Annotated in this window: 7 protein-coding genes and 7 pseudogenes; 13 read left to right on the forward strand and 1 reads right to left on the reverse strand. The window is 39.4% G+C overall.

Features of this window, described 5'->3' with window-relative positions:
- The first annotated feature begins 423 nt into the window (after positions 1 to 423).
- The 3 genes and pseudogenes from P4S71_RS12570 to P4S71_RS12580 all read left to right on the forward strand — a co-directional run bounded on the left by P4S71_RS12570 (position 424) and on the right by P4S71_RS12580 (position 7,551).
- Positions 424 to 3,208, forward strand: a pseudogene (locus P4S71_RS12570) (TonB-dependent receptor).
- Between the two features lie 56 nt (positions 3,209 to 3,264).
- Positions 3,265 to 4,556, forward strand: a pseudogene (locus tag P4S71_RS12575) (metallophosphoesterase).
- 439 nt (positions 4,557 to 4,995) lie between these two features.
- Positions 4,996 to 7,551 carry a DUF2339 domain-containing protein gene (locus tag P4S71_RS12580; protein ID WP_442961674.1) on the forward strand — a complete coding sequence of 852 codons (2,556 nt, stop codon included), beginning with the start codon at positions 4,996 to 4,998 and terminating at the stop codon, positions 7,549 to 7,551.
- Between the two features lie 117 nt (positions 7,552 to 7,668).
- Here the strand turns inward: P4S71_RS12580 and P4S71_RS12585 are convergent.
- Positions 7,669 to 11,108: pseudogene (locus P4S71_RS12585) on the reverse strand (PAS domain-containing hybrid sensor histidine kinase/response regulator).
- A 414-nt stretch (positions 11,109 to 11,522) separates the two neighbouring features.
- Here P4S71_RS12585 and P4S71_RS12590 point away from each other — a divergent pair.
- The 10 genes and pseudogenes from P4S71_RS12590 to phoB all read left to right on the forward strand — a co-directional run bounded on the left by P4S71_RS12590 (position 11,523) and on the right by phoB (position 22,968).
- Positions 11,523 to 11,785 (forward strand): annotated as a pseudogene (locus P4S71_RS12590) (DUF4212 domain-containing protein).
- Between the two features lie 10 nt (positions 11,786 to 11,795).
- A complete protein-coding gene (locus P4S71_RS12595) occupies positions 11,796 to 13,520 on the forward strand; it encodes a sodium:solute symporter family protein (RefSeq protein ID WP_007377497.1) in 1,725 nt (574 codons plus the stop codon).
- A 104-nt stretch (positions 13,521 to 13,624) separates the two neighbouring features.
- Positions 13,625 to 15,462 (forward strand): annotated as a pseudogene (locus tag P4S71_RS12600) (DUF294 nucleotidyltransferase-like domain-containing protein).
- 15 nt (positions 15,463 to 15,477) lie between these two features.
- The gene (locus P4S71_RS12605; RefSeq protein ID WP_337150787.1) at positions 15,478 to 16,101 is read left to right on the forward strand and encodes a 3'-5' exonuclease; all 624 of its coding nucleotides are present in this window, start codon (positions 15,478 to 15,480) and stop codon (positions 16,099 to 16,101) included.
- 139 nt (positions 16,102 to 16,240) lie between these two features.
- Positions 16,241 to 16,974, forward strand: a pseudogene (locus tag P4S71_RS12610) (SIMPL domain-containing protein).
- Positions 16,975 to 17,052: 78 nt separating this feature from the next.
- A pseudogene (locus P4S71_RS12615) lies at positions 17,053 to 17,714 on the forward strand (peroxiredoxin-like family protein).
- A gap of 164 nt (positions 17,715 to 17,878) precedes the next feature.
- Positions 17,879 to 18,895, forward strand: a complete 1,017-nt coding sequence (epd, locus tag P4S71_RS12620) for an erythrose-4-phosphate dehydrogenase (RefSeq protein WP_096792549.1) — start codon at positions 17,879 to 17,881, stop codon at positions 18,893 to 18,895.
- Positions 18,896 to 18,959: 64 nt separating this feature from the next.
- A complete protein-coding gene (locus tag P4S71_RS12625) occupies positions 18,960 to 20,135 on the forward strand; it encodes a phosphoglycerate kinase (RefSeq protein ID WP_337150788.1) in 1,176 nt (391 codons plus the stop codon).
- A 200-nt stretch (positions 20,136 to 20,335) separates the two neighbouring features.
- Positions 20,336 to 21,400 (forward strand): class II fructose-bisphosphate aldolase, encoded by a 1,065-nt coding sequence (gene fba, locus P4S71_RS12630; RefSeq protein ID WP_007377491.1) that lies wholly within the window; start codon positions 20,336 to 20,338, stop codon positions 21,398 to 21,400.
- A gap of 878 nt (positions 21,401 to 22,278) precedes the next feature.
- On the forward strand, positions 22,279 to 22,968 hold the full coding sequence (gene phoB / locus P4S71_RS12635) for a phosphate regulon transcriptional regulator PhoB (RefSeq protein WP_006791869.1): 690 nt from the start codon (positions 22,279 to 22,281) through the stop codon (positions 22,966 to 22,968).
- The last annotated feature ends 77 nt before the right edge of the window (positions 22,969 to 23,045 follow it).

Raw genomic sequence — 23,045 nt, forward strand, 5'->3', positions numbered from 1 at the left:
ATTTTCTTAACGTTAAATAGACCCCATATATAAGCAGATTGGTATTACATGCCCTGAGTATTTTTTACTTGGGGCTTTTTTTGATTAAAAATAACAGGTTTGTTTGTTGATTGAGACAGGTTGTATTTTGGTCGTAAACAGATGTCTTAGTTAAGTTAGAGTCTGAACAGCTCAACATATTTAATCGTTTATTATTTTAGCTCTATTTTGTTTGTAGTTTTTATTATCAAACCGTAATTATAGGTAAATTAAGGGGAGTCAAATTAGCTCACGTTGTCGTTTTTTTGTAAAAAAACAACATAAACACATGGTTTAAATAGGAGATAAAAAACACTGACATATTTAATTCATCTTCTGTAATTAGGATGTCCGTGCCGAGCCAGTATGGCCTATTAATCATAAGCAGCAATTAAGAGAAACATTATGAACCCTTTTAAATCATCACCTTTTATTAAGTCGAGTCTCGCATTAGCATGTTGTGGCATTTTATATACAACCCCAGTTTTAGCTGATGGCGCCGTTAAAGGACGCATTACCGATTCAAGTCAAAGTGTTTACTTTGGTGGTGCAAAAATTACTGTAAAAGAACTAAACCTAAAAACAGTCAGCGGGCGTGATGGTACTTTCTCATTTAATAATCTACCAGCAGGGGATTACACCTTAATGGTTGATTATATTGGTGCATCCTCGGTAGAGAAAAAATAAAAATTGTTGATGAAAACGTGTTCACGCAACAAATAATAATAGGTGAGCAAGAGGATGCGATTGATAATATTATTGTTTATGGTCAAAGTGCAGGGCAAGCTGGCGCGATTAACAGACAAAAAAATGCCAGTAACCTAAAGTCAGTGGTAAGTGCTGATTCAATTGGTCAGCTCCCAGATCAAAATGCAGCGGAAGCTTTACAGCGCCTGCCGGGGTTTTTATAGCGCGAGACCAAGGTGAAGGACGTTTTGTTGGTATTCGTGGTATCGATCCTAATTTAAATAATGTGACCGTGAATGGCCTTAATGTACCTTCTCCCGAGGCAGGGGTTCGCAGTGTGGCAATGGATGTTATTCCAAGTGAATTAATTCAAAGTTTAGAAGTAAGTAAAACGGTCACACCCGACATGGATGCAAGTGCGATTGGTGGCTCAATTGAAGTTAAAAGTTTAAGTGCTTTTGATAAATCTGGGCAGAGTTATAGCTTCACCGCACAAGGTTCATATAATGAACTTGAGTCGGACACTAGCCCTAAATTTTCGGCAAGTTTTACAGATGTTTATGAACTCAGTAACGGTTTGGATTTAGGGGTAGCGACTGCTATTTCATGGTTTAAACGTGACTTTGGTTCTCGTAATGTTGAAACTGATGGTGGCTGGAGCGAATTTAAAGTTGAAGATGACGCTACGGGTGAAGATATAAAAATTTTTGGAGCAGAAGAGATTGAGCAACGCCAATATCAAATTACACGTGAGCGTTTAGGTGCTGCGCTTAACTTTGATTTACACAGTGGTGTAGCAAATCGATACTATTTACGCACACTTTACAGTGATTTCTCGGATGATGAATACCGCCAGCGTAAAGAGTTTAAGTTTAGCGATGGCCAAGTTAATACACATGATAATAACAGCGCTTCTTTTTCTGACGCTGAAATGGACCGAGATACGAAAGATCGTTATGAAGAACAAAGCATTTTGTCATTGGTCGCAGGTGGCGAGCATCAATTAAACAATTGGTTTGTTGAATACAGCGTCGGTTACTCAAAGTCAGACGAAAAAGAGCCAGATCGCTTAGATGTAAGCTTTGCGGGTGAAGGGCTTGATTTGGGTTATATTGCACAAAGTGAAATACCAAGCTTATCTCAATCATCTAATGCTAACGACATGAGCAATTTTGTTTTAGATAAAGTCGAGGCTAACGACAATCTTAGTGAAGATGAAGCAATGACCTTTAAGGTTGATTTCAGTCGTGATTTTGTTTGGAATAATAACAATGGTGAATTCAAGTTTGGCGCTAAATATCAAAGCCGTGAAAAACGTAACGATGTAAATGTTTGGATTTATAAGGATGACTTACAAGGAGCACTCGCGAGTGACTTCGCTGCGTCTGCCCCCGACTATGATTTAGGAGAATTTGGTCCTGGTCTAAATCGTTCAGCTATCCGTCAATTTGTGAATAATAATCGTGGTGCATTTGAACTGAACGAAAACGACTCACAAGTTGAGTCCGATGGTGCAAGTTATACCAGTAATGAAGATATTGTTGCAGCTTATGCAATGGTAACGTTAGATATTGATAAGTTACAAATTGTCGCAGGCCTTCGTTATGAAGGAACTCAATTTGATACTGAAGGTAATCAGGTCGCGCTATTAACTGACGATGTAAACGATACGGAAGTAGTTACAAGTACACCTTGGAAAGCCACAAAAGATTATGATCATTTTTTACCTAGTTTAAATATGCGCTATGAGCACAGTGATAAATTAGTCTCTCGTTTTGCCTATACAAATACAATTGCACGTCCTTCATTTAAAGATTCTGCGGCGTTTCAGTTAATTGAATCTGAAAGCAGTGAAGATGACGGCGTAATTTCCGTTGAGCGTAAAGCTGAAGTGGGGAACCCCGATTTAGACCCTTATGAATCAATGAATCTCGATGCCTCTATTGAATACTACCCAGGTAGTATTGGGGTACTTTCAGCGGGGCTGTTCTACAAAGATATCGACAACTATATTGTTCAGCAAGAAGTACAAGATAACGGCCAATGGAATGGTTACCAAGAAGTTGTGCAAATGGTTAATGGTGGCTCTGCATCACTAACAGGGCTTGAACTTAACTGGAGTAAAACGTTTGATTCTGGTTTTTTAATTAGTGCAAATGGCACATTTATTAATGCTGACGATGACTTACCAAATCAAGCAGATAAAATAGGTAACTTTATTGTTGGTTATGAAAACAATGTAATTAGCACTCGTTTGAGCGCATCTTATAAGAGTGAAAGCTTCCAATTTGAAGATGCTGACATGAATGTATATGAAGATAGTCACACGCAATTAGATTTCAGCGGTAAGTACTTTATAAATGATTCTGTTAATGTTTACTTTAATGCGAAAAACTTAACCGATGAGCCTTTGTATCTTTATCATGGTGAGCGTAAATACAACTACCAATATGAATCATACGGTCGTACTTATGAGCTAGGGTTTACTATTAACTCTCTTTAATTTACACAACGAAAAAGGCCTACTTGATATAAGTAGGCCTTTTTGTGGAATATAAAATGATGAACAAATTACTTCTTTCACCACTTGCATTTGCTTGTTGTATGTTACTTAGTGCGTGCAGTGCGCAGGCTGAAAAAACACCTAGTAAAAATATAAATTTTATCGCTTTTGGGGATGGCGGCTATCACGTTGACTACCCCAAAAAGAAACAGATTAAAAACCCCAAAAACAAAACTGAATTTATAGCCAAAGAATTACAAGATTGGCTTGAAGATTATCGACCACGTAAAGAGTTTGATCATGCTCCTATTTATGTGTATCCGGGGACAGATATAGCAACCGAACAAGGTGGTGCACAAGCGGTTGGCCTAGCTATGGCTACATTATGTGAAAGCAAAGAGTGTCAGTTTGCTATTCAATTAGGCGATAATGTTTACCCCGATGGCGCAGATGCTAATGATGGTAAAGATGATCAAAAACGTTTACATGATTTAATTTATGCCCCTTTGAAACCATTGTTCGATGCTGATCCATCTTTGATTGTATATTCTGCTTTAGGTAACCATGACTGGCGCAGCTCTCGAAAAGGGGTGGCATTACAAACTGAGTGGATGGCGCAACAGCCTAATTTTTTTATGGGTGAACAAGGGTACTACAGTTATAAAAAAGGGACGCCAGGTAACGACGTAGAATTTTTCGTTTTAGATACAAATATGCTGTTGGCGGGGCAAACATACTATAAAGTGCCGCTTAACCCTGATGGCAGTGAAGGTAATGAACAACAAGCAATTAAAAGTGGTGCAGCCAAGCTTGAAGTTCATGATAAGCACGAAGGACCGAAAAATGGCGAAGATATTAAGCAACTAGCATGGTTAAAAAAGAAATTGCTAACTCAACGGCTAAGTGGAAGTTAGTGTATGGGCATCATATTTTATGGTCAATTGGTGGTACAAAATACACAGAAGGACATGTGTTACGGCGTTTACTAATGCCAACACTATGTAAATATGCTGATGGCTATATTGCGGGTCATGAACATGATTTAGAACTGTTAACTGATGATTGCTCTGAGTTTGATAGCGGCAGTAGTCATGGCAAATTACCGCTTATAATATCTGGTGCAGCTTCAAAAATGCGTGGCAAACATTCCCCATTTGCACAGTTTCAAGCCCAAAAATATCCGGAGTATGATTTAGTGTGGTCAAAGAGCTTTGTTTGGGGCTTTAGTCACATAAATATTGATAATCAACAAGATCAACTTAAAGTTAGTTTTTATACAACGCCGCGAAACTTAAGTGGTGGGTTGATAGATGAGGGGCAATTTAGGTTTAAAAAACGCACACAATAATATAAAAGCTTAATACAACAAAAGCCAAGCTGTGCTTGGCTTTTGTATTATTTATTGATGCTAATTAAGCTGAACTCTGGATAATAAATCTATCATGAGCAGCTATTTTTAGCGCTAACTGCGTTGAATTTACTTGCAATGGGCCGCTATTGACGCGTAAATTCGCCTTGTTCTCACTGAAAACCTCTGCCTAGAGAAATAAATTTAAATATCACCATGATTCAATACGTTAATAAATCTCTTAACCCGAGTTCTGGTTAATTAATAGTGTAAAACACATTATTAATGTAGATAATATAAAAAATAGGTACTATAGCCGCTGTAAATGAATAACTACAGAGTGTGCCATGGATGATTTAATCGGTTTAGCAGTAATACTTATATTGGTAGTTGTGGGGGCGCTATTTGTGGATTAATTGCGCTTATACAATTAAAGAGTTTGAAGCAAGATATTGCTTTTTTAAAAGCAAAAGTGAATGAGTTACAATCAAATGCCGTAGTGCAAAAACAAACTCAATGTGTCGATGCAAATATTGCACATAACCAGCCTGTGATTGCTTCAGCCAAAGTATATAAACCAGAACCCATATGCACAAATCTAGCCACTGAACCCCAAATAGCGGTTAAATCCAGTATTAACAGCACAGCTAAAACAAAACGCAAAACACCATCTCCTATCGAATTATTACTTAATAAACTACGTACAGGGTTTGAAGAGAATTGGATGACCTGGATTGGCGCAATAGCGCTTGCGTTTGGTGGCATATTTTTAGCTAAATACAGCCTAGAAGCGGGATTACTATCGCCTGTAATGAGGCTGAGTTTAGGTGGCTTATTTGGGCTTAGCTTAATTGCAGCTGCGGCTTATTTACACCATAAACGCATTGTATTTGAAGGCTTTAATAATTACATTCCCGCAGCGCTTGCCAGCGGCGGGTTTATTACCTGTTTTGCTTTAACGCTTTTAGCTTACAGTAGCTACGCTATGCTTAGCCCTACCGTGGCATTTTTTGCACTGGCAGTTATTGCAATTAGTGCAAGTGCAATGGCGCTTAGGCTAGGCCCATTATTGGCTGTATTAGGTATTATTGGCGCCTATAGTGTACCAATATGGGTTAGTACAGGCAGTGGTAACTTGTTTGCATTATTTATGTATGTTGGTTTTGTAAGTTTGTCGGCTGCGTTAGTTGCACATAAAGTACAGCGAGCTTGGTTGTGGTATTTATTATGGGCAGGGCACATTGGCTGGTATTTAGTTGGTTTTACATTACTTAAAATTAATACCGTTTGGTTAATGGGGACGTTTGCTTTACTTAGTATTATAGGGCTAATTGCTATACCACGCTTAGGTCTAAAACTGAATGTTATTGAACATCGCCCGCACAGTTTAAAGCGCTTAATTAAAGTGCTCCCAGATCATCTCTTATTACTCGCTTTTATAGCGCCCTTAATATTTACCATGTTGATAAGTCACTTTGATATGCAGTGGCAAACAGTCGGCGTGTTAAGTATTGGTTTGGTGCTATTTTTAGTCCTTAAAAATAGCCGCTGGGATATTTGGCAGGGCGTAGTGTTAGTTATTTCAACGCTATTAGTTATAAGTGCTGAGCGCACGCATTTGTCGCCAAACCTATTTGATGACGCACTCTTTATATTCAAAAATGAATACGGTTTGGGTTTATTACTCGGGTTGTTACTTACAGTTTACGGGCTTTATTACGGTAAAAAGCAATCTAAGCGTTTAGCGTTTCATATAACGGGGGCATTTAGTGTATTTGTAATGATAGCGGCTTTATATACGCTTATTCCTAACTCTGCGTTAAGTACAGCATATCCACTTTGGGCCGTTGTATTGTTTATAGTGGCCGCTATTTTAATAAAGCTCGCGCAGCATAATACAACGCTATTTCAGAGTTTTACTTATTGGGTAGGCGCTAATGCCAATATTACGTTAGCAATTACCATGCTACTAAGTGACAGCGGCCTAACCATTGCACTTGCTGTACAAGTATTACTTATAAGTGTACTTATTAAGCGCTATAGCGTGCCTATGCCGCATTGGCCTATTAAAGCATTAGTTGCTGCGTTATTACTGCGCTTAACGCTTGCGCCTTGGACGCCAAGCTACGATACGCTAACGGTATTTGGTTTGCATTGGAGTATTGTGGTTTATCCGTTATGTATCGCGTTATTTTTTGCCGCAGCTAAGTGCTTTGATTCCTCAAAACTTAAAATATGGCTGGAAGGTGCGGCGCTTCATTGTTTAGCGCTTTTTATTACCACCGAAACAAGTTATCAGCTAGTAGGGCATTATCCGCAATTTGATTCCCTTAACTTTTACGAACAAATACTCCTTACCTGTAATTGGCTGGCATTAGGGTGCGTGTATTTACACAGAGCAAAACTTGCCGGTACGTTAGCTAAGTTATACCAAGTGGCGGGCTTTGCACTTGCAGGGTTGGCAGGGCTTTTTGCTATTAAAACACTACTTGACGATAACCCATTATTTGAATCACTTTACATAGGTGAGCTGCCAATATTTAACTGGTTATTACTATTGTGGTTAGTACCTGCAGGATTAACGCTTTGGCTGGCCAAGCTTGTAAAACCAATAAATGCTAAAGCGACGCCATTTATATTGGCCGTTGCGGGTGGGTTTATATTATTGGCAATAAATAGCTTTATTCGCCAATACTGGCAAGGTCCTTACATATACTTATCAAAAGGCGCAAGCAATGCCGAGCTTTATAGCTACTCTGTTATTTGGTTAGTATTGGGTGCGGGTACTGTTATTTTTGGTCATCTTAATAATCAATTATTAATACAAAAAATAGGCCTAGGCTTACTAGGTGCCGTTATTGTTAAAGTATTTTTAATTGATATGGCTAATTTGGAGGGGTTGCTTAAAGCGCTTTCGTTTATTGGATTAGGGCTTTCGTTAGTGGGGTTAAGTTGGTTGTTTCAAAAGCTTAGAAGCCGTGCAAATCCGATTTAACTTTATGAGCACTTTATAAAGCAAAGCCCAGTGAAGATAATGGGCTTTTTGTTTTACGCTATTACTTTATAGCTTTTAACTAGAACACTTTTTACTAGAATACTTTTAACTAGATCACTATGTACTGTGATTAAGCAGTGCCTTTAGTTTGCCCGGTTTAATTGGTTTACTTAAATAATGAATATTAGCGGCTTTTGTTTCTTGCTTAAGCTCGGTGTCGCGCACTGCGGTAATTAAAATAGCAGGTACTTGGCTTTGCCATATTTCACGCAGGGTTTTAATTAGCGTTATGCCATCGCAGTCACTACCTAATTGATAATCCATTAAAATAACATCGGGGGCGCTATTTTGTTTTGCGTGCGCGAGTACTTTATCTACGTTATCAAATAGCGTGTAATTAGCTTGCCACTTTTTAAGTAAGCTTGCCATTGCAGCTAGGTTTTCTGGATCGTCGTCCACGGCAACAATATTAATTGCTGCACGGTTTTCTATTAAGTTACTTGCTGTCGGTTTTTGCTGTACAAATTGCACATCGCCGTAGGGCACTTCAATACTAAAACGGCTACCTTTATTTGGCTCTGAATGCACATCAAGCGGCAAACTTAGTAAGTCAGCCATACGTTTTACCACACCTAGGCCTAAGCCTACGCCTTTGTTATCGCCCGACTCAACACGGTAAAAGTCGTTAAATATTTTAGCTTGCTCTACTTCGCTAATACCTGGGCCTGTATCCCATACTTCTATTCGTAAATTGTGTTTACGGTTTCTACAGGCAATTAATACACGGCCATTATCGGTGTATTTAACTGCATTAGAGACCAAATTTTGAATAATTCGGCGCAGATAGGTTATATCACTGTGCACAACTTGCTGGTTTGAACGCACACTAAGCTTAAGGCCTTTATCACTCGATAAAATAGCGTATTCACTTTGTAGGGGCGCTAAAATATCTTCAATATAAAAGTGGCGAGGGGTAGGGGTCATAGCGCCTTGTTCTAGCTTAGCTATTTCAAGCAATGCCGACATTAAATGCACGGTTGAATCAAGACTGTCGCCTAGTTTTTCAAAGCTGTTTTGGTTAGTGCTATCGAGCTGTTTTTCGTCAATGGCAGCAAGGTATAAACGTGCTGCGTTTAACGGTTGTAAAATGTCGTGGCTCGCCAGTGCTAAAAAGCGCGTTTTACTGTCGTTGGCTTGCTCTGCTTCTCGTTTGGCTAAAGTAAGTGCTTGCTCGGTTTGTACGCGGCTATCTATTTGAGCTTGTAAGTCTTTATTAATAGTTTGCACTTCTTGAGTTCGCGCTTCTATGCGGTTTTCAAGATCCATGTTTACTTCTTCAAGCGCATTTTGTGTACTTATGTGTTTAGTAATATCCGAGAAGCTGGTAACAAATCCGCCATCGGGCAGTGGATTACCAATCATCTCGTACACTTGTCCATTACGACGATGACGAATAAAGTGATGCGAGCTGCCGTATTTTAAATGCTGCACACGTTTTTCTACTTGGCGTTGTATTTCGCCAGGGCCACATTCACCACGGTTAGCGTTGTACCTTATAATGTCCTCTATGGGTTGACCTACTTCTAAAAAACCTTCTGGGTAGCCAAACATTTCGCCGTAACGTTTATTCCATGCAACGAGTTTTAAATCTTTATCAACAACCGAAATACCGTGACTTAAATTTTCAAGCGAAGTAAACAATAGGTTTTGATTAAATTGCAGCGCTTGCGTAGTTTCGTCAAAAAAGTTTACAACTTCCTCAAACGCCATACGTTTGCCTGATGAAACAGTGTGTATTAATGCTTGCGCAGATGATGCACCAAGTACACCGGTTAACGCGCGTTCGCAATAGGCTATAAAGTCAGAATCAGGATGTGCGTTGTTGTCGCTTAAATGATGAGCAAGTGCATAATGCGCTAATACTTGTTGGCTGCGCTGAATACCTAAAAAGGTTTGTAGTAATATTTTAAAATCGTAAACGGTCGCTTTTACATCTTTGTTTAGTCGTCTTGATAAAATAGACTGATCTTTTGGGTTAACAAATGCAGCTGCTTGAATTTTATCGATTAGACGCTCTTCTGCGCCTAATGAAAAGCTAATATAACAACCAATATTGGCAAATAAGGCAATGAGCGTCCCGCGTGTTATGAGTGTTTGCTGTAATTCACTATTTAAGGTGTTGCCTGCATCTAAAATAGGTAGCATTAAAAATAGCACCCAACAAATAATGCCAGCTATTAAACCAGCATAAACACCGTAAGCATGACCTTTTCGCCAGTATAAACCGCCAACAATAGCGGGCAATAATTGCGTAACGAGTGAAAATGCCACTAGCCCCATACTCGCCAATGCACTGCTGTGGCCAAACCATTGTTGATAAAAATAAGCCAAGATTAGAATACCGGCAATGGTAAAACGTCTTACCAATAAAATTTGCGATTTGTAGCTGGTGGTAATTAAGTTACGTTTAAATTTACGGCGTAATATTAATGGCAATACAACATCATTTGAGATCATAGTACTTAATGTAAGTGTTGCGACCACTATCATTGCGGTGGCGGCAGACAACCCGCCTATAAATACAAAAGTGGTTAAAAATGCATTGTCGTTAATTAACGGTAGGGCAAGTACAAAGCTGTCGGGGGAATAACCACTGCCAATTTCAGGATGGATAGCGGCAGTTGCAATGGGTAAAATCATCGCAGCAGTCAATAACAAATACAGAGGAAAAGCCCAGCGAGCAGTAAATAAATGACGTTTATTTTGGTTGTCTACAACGGTGACATGAAATTGGCGTGGTAAGCATATAATGGCAGCTGCAGCCATTAACGACTGACCAATAAAGTTAAAACTGAAAAAGTTAAAATCGCTCCAGTGATCCCAAATTGATTCGGTGATTTTACTTGAGGTTGATTCGGGCAAATTAAATAGTGTGAATATGGCAAGTCCTGCCACAGCCATAAGTGCAATAAGTTTAATCATTGATTCAAAGGCAACAGCAAGCATTAAGCCTGAGCGATATTCGGTTACATCGACTTTGCGCGTACCAAAAAATATAGCAAATAAAGCCATAATTAATGTGGCAGAAAGCGCGAGCATATCGCCGGATATTTTATTACTGTTTTGCAAAAGTAAAAAGCTGGTACTGAGTGCTTTTAGTTGTAGTGCGATATAAGGAATAGTCGCCAGTAACGCGATAACTGTTACCATAATTGCAGTAGTTTGGCGCTTACCGTAACGAGCAGAGATGAAATCGGCAATAGTGGTTATGTTTTGTTTTTTACTCACCAATACTAATTTACGTAAAAAGCCTTGTCCGAAAAAAACAACAATGCAGGACCAAGCAAAATAGGTAAGTAGCTCCAGCTACTAGTCGCCGCAGTTCCTACTGACCCATAGTAGGTCCATGAAGTACAATAAATACCTAATGAAAATGAGTAAACAAAAGGGTGGTGGCTAATGCGTTTTGCTAAAGGCGTCGTTTTATCACCCCAGTTAGCCAGCCAAAACAGCACACCTATATATCCTAAAGCAACAATAATGAGTACGGCAGTCATGTTGTTATTAAACCTTATTATTTAAAATAGCCCCCCAACCCTATGAGGGATTAACACAATACCAGAACTCAGGTTAAGTGTGAGGGTTGAATTTAAATCATAATTTTAGTTTTGTTTTTATCTTTTTGAATATTAAAGATAAAAATAAAATAACTTATAGCATTAGACTAATGTCGCATTAATTTAGTACTTAGCTTCTTTATAACCCTAAAACTCAACTTAAAAACCTTAACAGGCTGAAAAGTAACAAAAAGAGCCATTTAGGTTTAGTTGTTTTTATACAGTTTACGTAAACGTTAACAAGCTGTTACGACTATGGTCGCAATTCAATCTTGAGACAGCATTGCTAAATTGGTAAGTGAAGATAAAAAACCACTCATCGCGATATTGCGGTGCTTAAAGGGGAAAATAAAAATGGCTTTTAAAGATGAAGAACAAGCAAAAGCTTATTGGGCAGAAAATATTTCACTGTTATTTAAACTATTAGCAGTGTGGTTTATTGTGTCTTTTGGCTTTGGCATATTATTGGTAGATGTACTTAATGAAGTACGTTTTTTGGGTTTAAACTTGGCTTCTGGTTCGCCCAGCAAGGCGCGATTTATACCTTTGTTGCTTTGATTTTTGTGTACGTTTTCAAAATGAATACGTTAGATAAAAAATATGGCGTAGACGAATAGGAGCTAAGCAATGGATGTTCAAACACTCACGTTTTTAATTGTTGGTTTAAGCTTTGCGCTTTATATCGGCATAGCAATTTGGGCCCGAGCGGGTTCAACTAAAGAATTTTATGTCGCGGGCGGCGGCGTACCTCCTCTTGCTAATGGTATGGCAACAGCAGCTGATTGGATGAGCGCCGCGTCGTTTATTTCAATGGCGGGTATTATTTCGTTTGCAGGTTACGATGGCAGCGTTTACTTAATGGGGTGGACAGGTGGTTATGTACTATTAGCTATGTGTTTAGCGCCTTACTTACGTAAATTCGGCAAGTTTACTGTACCTGACTTTATTGGCGACCGTTACTATTCACGCACCGCACGTTTAGTGGCAATTGTATGTGCCATATTCATTTGCTTTACTTATATTGCAGGGCAAATGCGCGGCGTAGGCGTCGTATTTTCACGCTTTTTAGAAGTAGAAATTGAAACTGGTGTTTACATCGGTATGGTGATTGTATTCTTTTATGCGGTACTTGGCGGCATGAAAGGCATTACCTATACACAGGTAGCGCAATATTGTGTACTTGTATTTGCCTACCTTGTACCAGCCATTTTCATCTCAATGATGATGACGGGTCACTTTTTCCCACAAACCGGTTTTGGTGCCACATTAATTGGCAGCGACGGCGTGTACGTACTTGATAAACTAGACGGCTTAAGCGCTGAACTTGGTTTTGCGCAATATACCGAAGGCTCTAAGAGCATGATTGACGTGTTCGCTATTACTGGTGCGTTAATGGTAGGTACTGCTGGTTTACCACATGTAATTGTACGCTTTTTCACTGTACCTCGCGTAAAAGACACGCGTATTTCTGCCGCATGGACTCTTGTGTTCATCGCGATTGTTTATACTACAGCACCTGCGGTTGCAGCTTTTGCTCGAGTAAACATGGTTGATACCATTAATGGTAAAGACGGTAGCGGTACAGCTTACGCAGAAGCACCTGCATGGATTAAAAATTGGGAACGTACGGGATTAATTACGTTTGATGATAAAAATGGCGATGGCAAAATGTTCTACACGGCGGGTAAAATTACCGATCCGAACAGTGCTAACGAAGTTAATGTAGATCGCGACATTATGGTATTAGCAAATCCAGAAATTGCTAACTTACCAGCATGGGTTATTGCACTTGTAGCAGCAGGTGGTATTGCCGCCGCATTATCTACAACAGCAGGTTTACTACTGGTTATTTCGACCTCCGTTTCGCACGATTTACTCAAGCGAACCCTCAAGCCCGATATTACCGACAAGCAAGAGCTACTTGCAGCGAGGTTGGCAGCCATGGTTGCTATTGTTATCTCCGCGTACTTTGGTATTAACCCGCCTGGATTTGTGGCATCGGTTGTGGCATTTGCCTTTGGCTTAGCGGCTGCGAGTTTCTTCCCTGCAATTATTATGGGTATATTCTCTAAAACAATGAACCGCGAAGGGGCTGTTGCCGGTATGGTAACGGGTATAGGCTTTACCGCTGCGTATATCATCTTCTTCAAGTTTGTTAGTCCAGAGCTAAACAGCCCTGAAAATTGGTTCTTAGGTATTTCGCCTGAAGGTATTGGCTTAATTGGTATGATTATTAACTTTGCAGTTGCTGCAATTGTTCTTAAATTTACTCAACCAACACCTGTTGAAATTCAAGAAATGGTAGAAGGTATTCGTAATCCTAAAGGATCGGCAGAAGCGCACGATCACTAAGGTTACTTAAAATAAAGCGTAAAAAGCCCGACTTAAGTCGGGCTTTTTATTTGTATAAAAAATGAGTACATTGGTGTTGTGTATACTTTTTAATGAGCACAACGATGAGCGTAGAACAACAAGAAATAGCCCAATATGTTTGCATGCAAGCACCATTTAGCCTACTTGATAGCAGTGCATACGAGTATTTTGTAAATCACCTCGACATTATTTACCTCACCCGCGAAAATCAAACTCAGTGGTTGCAAAGTGAAAACCCTAAACTATTTTTAATTCGCTCTGGTTTGTATGATTTAGTTGATGCTAAAGGCGACGTTGTTACGCGTTTAGCACAAGGTGATTACTTTGGCTTCCCGTCGTTACTAACGGGGAAGCGATTCAAAACCGTTTAGCGGTACAAAAAGAGGGCATAGTGTATATGCTCTCTCAAACGCATTTTGATTTTTTACGCAGAGAATATAAATCGTTTGAGCAATACTTTGTACGCGCTCACGCTAACCGGTTGTTGTCATCGCATTATAAAAGTAAAAACGATAGCTGGTCTGAGCGTAAAATATCAGAGTTGATGGCACGCACAGCGATTACGCTTGCGCCTGATGCAAGCATTAGGCAAAGCGCTAAAAAAATGAAACAGCATGGTGTATCGTCAATAATGATAACGCAGCATGCACATTTAGTTGGCGTGGTTACCGATCGTGATTTACGTAACCGCGTACTCGCCGACGAGGTAAACCCCCAAGATGCAGTAAGTAGCATTATGACCGCTAAGCCCAAGTTTATATTTGAAAATAATCGAGTGTTTTCAGCGCTGCATTTAATGCTTAAGCATAATATTCATCACTTACCGGTTCTTGATGAAAACCATAAACCGATAGGAATGATAACCAGCACCGACTTATTACGCCAACAAAAAAGTGACCCCGTGCAGCTTATTGGGCGCATTTATAAAGCGCACACTATTACTGACTTAAAACGCTATGCAAAAGAAATCCCCGAGTTATTGCGTGGTTTTTCGTACAACATTGACGACATATCGCTAATTGGTAAATTACTAAGTGGATTAACCGATGCGCTTACATCGCGACTTATTCACTTATTTCAAGAAGAGCATGGCGCAGCGCCAACCAGCTTTAGTTTTATTTGCTTTGGCTCGCAAGCACGCGAAGAGCAAACTCTGCACTCAGATCAAGATAACGGCTTATTACTCCCTAACGACTTAAGCACTGATCAGCAAGCTTACTTTAAAAGCATGGGGAAATTTGTATGTGAGAACTTAGTTGAATGCGGCATTAGGCGTTGCCCAGGTAATATTATGGCAAGCAGCGATGAGTGCCGAATGAGCGTAAACGACTGGAGCGAGCGCTTTTTTAAATGGATAAAAAGCCCCACACCAGATGCGATGCTTAATTGTAAAATATTTTTTGACCTGCGCTTTATTGAAGGTTCAAACGCTTTATACACCGCTTTTTGCGAGCAGCTAATTCGTATATCGCGTAACGACTTATTCTATGCTGCAATGGCAACCGACATAAGTAGTAACAGCGTGCCAATTGGTTTATTTAATAAATTTAAAACCGAAAAAACCGATGAAAATAATAAATACATAGATTTAAAAAAACGCGGTGTCGTAATTATAAATGACATAGTGCGGTTATACGCTTTAAAAGCGGGTATTAAGCGAGCTAATACCCAAGAGCGACTAGAGGCACTGCTCAAACATAAATTGCTTAGCAAAGAAGATATATACAACCTAAAAGATTGCTGGCGGTTTTTAACGCAACTTCGACTTAGTACGCAGATAAACGAAGAAGGTTTACCAAGTAATTGTATTAATCCTAATAAATTAAACTCACTAGAGCGCCATCAACTAAAAGAAGCGTTTTACCTTGTTAAACAAGCGCAGCAAGCTGCTGCGTTTAAGTTTGCTCGCGGCAGTTTATAATGATGGATTACTAACATGGTAAAAAAGCTGCTCACTCGGTACTTAAAGCGCCGTAAATTACTAGGCAAAAATGCCTTGCAACAGCGTTACTTAGTGATTGATTTAGAGCTCACTGGCCTTGATGCAAAACAGCACGAAATTGTATCGGTAGCGTGGGTGGTAATAGATAATCAATGTATAAAAATGAGTGAGTCGCAGCATATTATCAATAAAGACGTTATAAGCCTCGAACAAAGCCCTGTTTATCACGGTATAAATGACGATGCTATAACAAAAGGACAGAGCTTGTGCAGTATATTAACGCAACTAAGCAGCCACTTTGGTGATTGTATTTTAGTGTTTCATAATGCCATGCTCGATTGGGGCTTTTTAAAAATAGCCTTAAAAAATGCCAATATAACAACGCGGCCTAAACTGATACTCGACACCCTTTACATCGAGAAAAAGCGCTTACTCAACCAGTCAACTGAAATAAAACAAGATGATTTAACTCTTAATGCATGCCGCACACGTTATGAGTTACCAAGCTATCATTGCCATCATGCGTTAACCGATGCACAAGCGACCGCCGAGTTACTGCTAGCCCAGTGCCATCAAATAAGCCGTGGCAAAGAGTTAAAAGTAGGCGAGTTGGCGTAGGTTGGCTGTAGGTGGGGCTTTATGCCGCGCGAGATAAACTCCCGCCTACAATAAAGGACAGTTTACTTTTATTGTTATACGTATGACTATAGGTACAGTTGCGTAATCATTATCTAACTAACTACTTCAAGGAACGAATATGAAACTCATTCTCACTATTTTTCTAACATTATTCCCACTCATCACTTTTGCTAATTCAAGCTTACCTGCTAATCGCCATATTGCAGTGCAGGGTACTGCTGAGGTATTAGCAAAGCCCGATATGGCTAAGATTTCTTTTGAAGTCATAAGCTTTAAAGACAAATCACTTGATGCTAAACGTGATGTTGATGATCGAGTAAATTTGTTACTCAAAGGATTAAGCAAGTACGGTGTTAAGGAGACGGATGTTTCTGCTACAAGCCTGTTAACTTACAATGATGACGACAAGTTTAATGTTGAGAGTGGCACAATGATTAATGCAGGATTTGTGGCAACAAGAACACTTAAAGTAACATTAAGAAATATTGAAAAGTTGAATGATTTTATCGATTTTGCACTAAGTGTAAAAATTAATGAACTGACGAATATTGAGCTTATGTCTTCAAAAGCCGCGCAGTTAGAAGCTGAAGCAATACAAGGCGCAATAGATAACGCTATAGTTAAAGGGGTAAGCTTGCCAAAGCATTTGGCGCAGAGCTTGGAAAAATTTACAGTATTAATTCAAATTCTAACCGTTCAAGTTATGGTTATGGCGTAGATGATTTTGAGCGAATAGTTGTGAGCGGTTCTAAAGTTACTAGAAATCCATTTGAGCAAGGTAGATACCTGCAAGAAACTATTACATTTAAATCATCAATAAACGTGGTATTTGATTTAGAAATAACTGATTGATTAATATTTTCATTTCAAATACATTTTCATAATGTAAGCTGGCTTTAAGTTTTTGATTAATTTAAAAGTAGCTATATTATGAGCGATAAAAATAACACGTTAAAAGCACAAACTGAGGCAAAAATAGCAGCAGGGCGTAAAGGTAATCCTGATTTTATGAAAGGTGTAGATGAAACGATTGCACAAGCAAAAGCGTTTCAACAAGGTGCTAATGCACTTGATTTAAACCAAAGCGCACCAAGTTTTGAGTTACCAAATCAGTATGGTCAATCGGTGCAGTTAACCGAGTTACTTGCTAAAGGGCCTGTGGTTGTTACTTTTTATCGTGGAAGTTGGTGTCCGTACTGCAATTTACAGCTCAAAGCGCTTCAAGCACGTTTACCTGAAATTCACGCATTAGGCGCACAATTGGTGGCTATTAGCCCGCAAGTACCCGATGGCTCAATGAGCGAAAGCGATATAAGCAACATGGATTTTTTAGTGCTGAGCGATCAAAGTGCAGATGTAGCAGCAAGCTACGGCGTAGCATGGCAAGTACCCACATTTTTACTAGAGCATATGCGAGTAGACCGAGGCCTAGATTTAGAGTCGGTTAACAATGGCAATAGTAGTGTTTTACCGATCCTGCCACCTTTGTTTTAGATAAACAAGGTAAAGTGACTTGGCGTTATGTTGATGTTGATTATCGTACTCGTTCTGAGCCAGAAGATATAATTAACGCTTTAAAAAACTTAATTTAAAAAGTCAGAACCCTTGAAGAGCTTGCAATGTTTAAGCTCTTTAACCTTAATTTAAAGTTTCTAATGCTTCCCTCTTATAATCAGATGCAAGGTCGATTACAATACAGCCATCTAAAAGGCATATTGCCTTTATCTGCACGCTAAAAGAGTGGATTTTATATTTCATGGCAATCAAACTTGCAATTAATGGTTTTGGTCGTATTGGTCGAAATATTGTCCGCGCGTTATATGAGTCTGGTTTGAGCGACGATATAAAAATTGTTGCGATTAACGAACTTGCTGATCCTGAAGCTATTGCTCATTTATTAAAATACGACACATCCCACGGTCGTTTTTCTTTTCCTGTAAAACTTGGTGAAGACACCATTAGTGTTGCAGGCGATACCATTGCACTTTTTTGTGAAGAAAACCCAATTGAATTACCTTGGCAAACGCTCGATGTAGACGTTGTACTTGAATGTACAGGTGTTTATCACTCGCGCGAACATGCGCAGTTACATATTACAGCAGGTGCTAAAAAGGTGTTGTTTTCACATCCGGCCGACAACGATGTTGATGCCACTATTGTGTATGGTATTAACGACGATGAGCTTAAAAGCGAACATACAATTGTGTCTAACGGCTCGTGTACAACTAACTGTGTTGTGCCGGTTATTAAAGTATTAGATGATGCATTTGGTATTGAGTCGGGCGCTATTACAACGATTCATGCGTCGATGAACGATCAACAAGTGATTGATGGTTATCATCATGATTTACGCCGTACTCGCGCTGCAAGCCAATCAATTATTCCAGTTGATACAAAGCTTGCCCGTGGTATAGACCGTATTTTACCTAAGTTTAAAGGTCGTTTTGAGGCCATTGCCGTACGAGTTCCGACTATAAATGTAACGGCAATGGATTTAAGTGTAACGGTTAATACCGATGTAGATTTGAACGCAGTAAATAATGCACTTAAAGCACAAGCAAAAGATCGCTTAGAAGGTATTTTAAGTTATACCGAAGAGCCGCTTGTATCGATTGATTTTAATCACGACCCACATTCTTGTATTATTGATGGCACACAAACACGTGTTAGTCACAAACGACTGATAAAGTTATTAGTATGGTGTGATAATGAATGGGGTTTTGCTAATCGTATGCTCGACACAGCGCGTGCTATGATGGCAGTGAATAAGTAATTTATTAATATAATAATTTTAAACGTATTTTTCAGGTTCAGTATCGTTAACTAAGGAGATGTTCATGTCGGTCATAAAAATGGTAGATTTAGATTTAAACGGCAAACGCGTATTAATTCGTGAAGATTTAAATGTACCAGTTAAAGCAGGTAAAGTGACGTCAGATGCGCGTATTCGTGCAGCACTACCTACTATTAAACTAGCCCTTGAGAAAGGCGCTAAAGTAATGGTTATGTCACACCTTGGCCGTCCTACGGAAGGGGAATACGATGAAGCGTTTTCGCTTGCACCTGTAGCTGATTACTTAAACGATGCCCTTGAGCAAACTGTGCGTTTAGAAAAAGATTACCTAAATGGTGTTGATATTGCTGATAACGAAGTGGTTGTTTTTGAAAACGTGCGCTTTAACAAAGGCGAGAAGAAAAACGACGAAGCGCTATCTAAGCAACTAGCAGCACTGTGTGATGTATATGTAATGGATGCATTTGGTACGGCTCACCGTGCACAAGCATCTACCCATGGCGTTGGCTTATTTGCCGATGTTGCATGTGCAGGTCCGCTGTTATCGGCTGAACTTGAAGCATTAGGCAAGGCACTTGATAACCCAGCTCGTCCATTAGTGGCGATTGTTGGTGGTTCTAAAGTTTCAACTAAATTAACCGTTTTAGATTCACTTTCTAAAATTGTTGATCAGTTAGTTACCGGTGGTGGTATTGCAAATACCTTCATTGCGGCATCAGGTAGCCCAGTTGGTAAATCGCTTTGCGAACCTGATTTAATGGATGAAGCGAACCGTTTATGTGCAGCAGCGATTGCTAATAATGGTGAAATTCCGGTACCGACTGACGTAGTTGTTGGTAATGAGTTTTCTGAATCTGCTGTAGCTACGCTTAAAGATGTAAGCGAAGTAACAAGCGACGATATGATTTTTGATATTGGCCCTGATACAGCGAGCAAGCTTGCAAAAATTATTGCAAATGCAGGCACTGTTGTATGGAATGGTCCAGTAGGCGTGTTTGAGTTTGACCAGTTTGGTAATGGCACTCGTGCTATTGCACAAGCAATTGCTAACTCAAATGCGTTTTCAATTGCGGGTGGCGGTGATACCTTAGCCGCCATTGATAAATACGGCATTGCCGATAAAGTTTCTTATATTTCTACTGGTGGTGGTGCGTTCTTAGAGTTTTTAGAGGGCAAAAAACTGCCAGCAGTTGAAATGCTAGAGTCGCGCGCTAAATAATTTTAGTCGCGTAAGGTGAGGGGTAATAGCCCTCACCGACAATTAATTATTAAATACCTCTCACCCTAATTTAATAGTTAATTTAGACGGAATTTTACTGCAAAGCAGTGGTTTTTCGTGGCGTTGTTATAACGCCAAACTAACAAATCCGTTCAAACTAGATGGTAGGGAACTACTGTCGATAAATTGGAGAATACCCAATGGCTTTAATCAGTATGCGACAACTTTTAGATCATGCAGCAGAGCATGGTTACGGCGTACCTGCTTTTAACGTTAATAACCAAGAGCAAATGCGCGCAATAATGGAAGCGGCTGACAAAACAAACAGCCCAGTAATCGTGCAAGGATCAGCGGGCGCACGTGCTTATGCTGGTGCTCCATTTATTCGTCATATGATTTTAGCAGCCGTTGAAGAATGGCCACATATCCCCGTTGTTATGCACCAAGATCACGGCACATCGCCAGGTGTATGTCAGCGTTCAATTCAGCTTGGTTTTTCATCAGTAATGATGGATGGCTCGCTAATGAGCGACGGTAAAACCCCTTCAAGCTACGAATACAATGTAGAAGTAACGCGCGAAACTGTTGCTATGGCGCATGCCTGTGGCGTATCGGTTGAAGGCGAGCTAGGTGTACTTGGTTCACTTGAAACAGGTGAAGCTGGCGAAGAAGATGGCGTTGGCGCAGAAGGCATATTAACCACTGAGCAAATGCTAACAGATCCTGAAGAAGCGGCTGACTTTGTAAATAAAACACACGTTGACGCACTTGCAATTGCATGTGGTACTTCGCACGGTGCCTATAAATTTACGCGCCCACCAACAGATGACATTTTAGCGATTGACCGCATTAAAGCGATTCATGCACGTATTCCTAACACGCACTTAGTGATGCATGGTTCATCTTCGGTTCCACAAGAGTGGTTAGAAATTATTAATCAGTATGGTGGCGAAATTCCAGAAACTTATGGTGTGCCTGTTGAGCAAATTGTCGAAGGTATTAAGTTTGGTGTTCGTAAGGTAAATATTGATACTGATTTACGTTTAGCTTCTACCGGTGCAATTCGCCGTCATATGGCGTTAAACCCATCTAACTTTGATCCTCGTAAATACTTAGCTGAAGCAACTAAAGCAATGACAGAGATTTGTGTTGCACGCTATAACTCGTTTGGCACCTCTGGTCAGGCGAGTAAAATTAAGCCAATTTCACTTGATGAAATGCACCTTAAATATTTAAGCGGTGAGCTAGACCCTAAAATTAGATAATAGATTAGCTTTATTACTAAGCCAGTAACTTTGTTACTGGCTTTTTTAATGTTATACCAATCTGCTTATATATGGGGTCTATTTAACGTTAAGAAAATTACGCTAGAACTAGGCAAAAATTTTTGTATCTAGTTGTTCTAAATAAAAAATTTTTAACGACGTTATAGTGCAATTTAATTCGTTAAATTGATCAAAGATTTATGCAGGTTGGTATTAGCCCTTTTTATATTGCAGATTACGGTTTATTGATCAGATCACTGTATTACCAACACCGTACTTTGGGATCACGCATTTACTAACACAGCTATTTTTGGATCATTATTTTACTAAGAAAAGTACACTTTGACGCTATTTTAGGCTTTGAAATAATCTGATCGTTATTTATTTGTATAAACAATCAACAACTTATAGCTTTGACTAAGTACAACTCTGATCTGAGGGTAGATCGGCTTGGTAAAAATCTGATCCTTTATTTAAGGCTTAGTAAAATTTAGATCTATTTTTAAACGTATTGATGGTTGCACAGGCGGGTTTGCTGATTTTAAAATGGCTTTAAAGCTACTTTTAAACGATCGATCTGTAAAAATGTCTTGGTTAGTAAAACAATGATCCCAGCTAGTTTAATATTGTTTAGTGGTTTAAATAGCGATACAAAAAAGATAATTTCAAAAAGTTAGCTATTACATAAATTTATCGTAAACCTCTTTTTATTGCGTTAAATATTAAAAAGGTTTTAAAAATATGACGTTAATGAGGTTATTTGTCACTAATTTGTATTTTTTTACCACCATTTTAATTTACACGTTACACTTTCATAAAAATGTCATACTTAGTCATAATAATGAAAACTAATTCGATAGCGTAAGAGATAAATTGGAATGTCACGTAAAGTACTAGTCGTAGATGACGAAGCTCCTATCAGGGAGATGCTGGTTTTTGTTTTAGAGCAAAATGGATTTCAAGCAATTGAAGCAGAAGATTATGACTCTGCAATTGCAGCTATGGTTGAACCTTATCCAGACATGGTTTTACTTGATTGGATGTTGCCAGGTGGCAGTGGTATTCAAATTGCGAAAAAGTTTAAGCAAAATGAACATACCCGCCAAATCCCAATTATTATGCTTACAGCCCGTGGCGAAGAAGAAGACAAAGTACGCGGTCTTGAAGTAGGGGCTGACGATTACGTCACTAAGCCGTTTTCCCCTAAAGAGCTTATGGCGCGTATTAAAGCAGTTATTCGCCGTGTATCGCCAACCTCATTAGAGGAAGCTATTGAAGTACATGGCCTGCGCTTAGATCCAATTTCTCACCGTGTTACCTCTGAAGGTAACGAGCTTGATATGGGGCCAACCGAATTTAGATTGCTACACTTTTTTATGACCCACCCAGAGCGTGTTTATAGCCGTGAACAACTGCTTGATCATGTATGGGGAACTAACGTTTACGTCGAAGATCGCACGGTTGATGTGCATATTCGTCGCCTGCGTAAAGCAATTGGCCCACTTGGACATGACCGTTTAGTGCAAACTGTACGTGGTGCTGGGTATCGTTTTTCAAGTAAGCTGTAGTACCAAATTGCATAAATATTTGAACAATTTAACGAGTTAAATAACTCTATAACGTTGTTAAAAATTTTATTTAGAAC

The sequence above is a fragment of the Pseudoalteromonas sp. B62 genome (genome assembly GCF_037162565.1).
Classification (GTDB): Bacteria; Pseudomonadota; Gammaproteobacteria; order Enterobacterales; family Alteromonadaceae; genus Pseudoalteromonas; species Pseudoalteromonas fuliginea.

Excerpts from the sequence above, each read along its gene's own strand:
- P4S71_RS12595 (WP_007377497.1), top strand. The coding sequence starts at position 11,796 with ATGGATGTTCAAACACTCACGTTTTTAATTGTTGGTTTAAGCTTTGCG.
- P4S71_RS12605 (WP_337150787.1), top strand. The coding sequence starts at position 15,478 with ATGGTAAAAAAGCTGCTCACTCGGTACTTAAAGCGCCGTAAATTACTA.
- epd (WP_096792549.1), top strand. The coding sequence starts at position 17,879 with ATGGCAATCAAACTTGCAATTAATGGTTTTGGTCGTATTGGTCGAAAT.
- P4S71_RS12625 (WP_337150788.1), top strand. The coding sequence starts at position 18,960 with ATGTCGGTCATAAAAATGGTAGATTTAGATTTAAACGGCAAACGCGTA.
- fba (WP_007377491.1), top strand. The coding sequence starts at position 20,336 with ATGGCTTTAATCAGTATGCGACAACTTTTAGATCATGCAGCAGAGCAT.
- phoB (WP_006791869.1), top strand. The coding sequence starts at position 22,279 with ATGTCACGTAAAGTACTAGTCGTAGATGACGAAGCTCCTATCAGGGAG.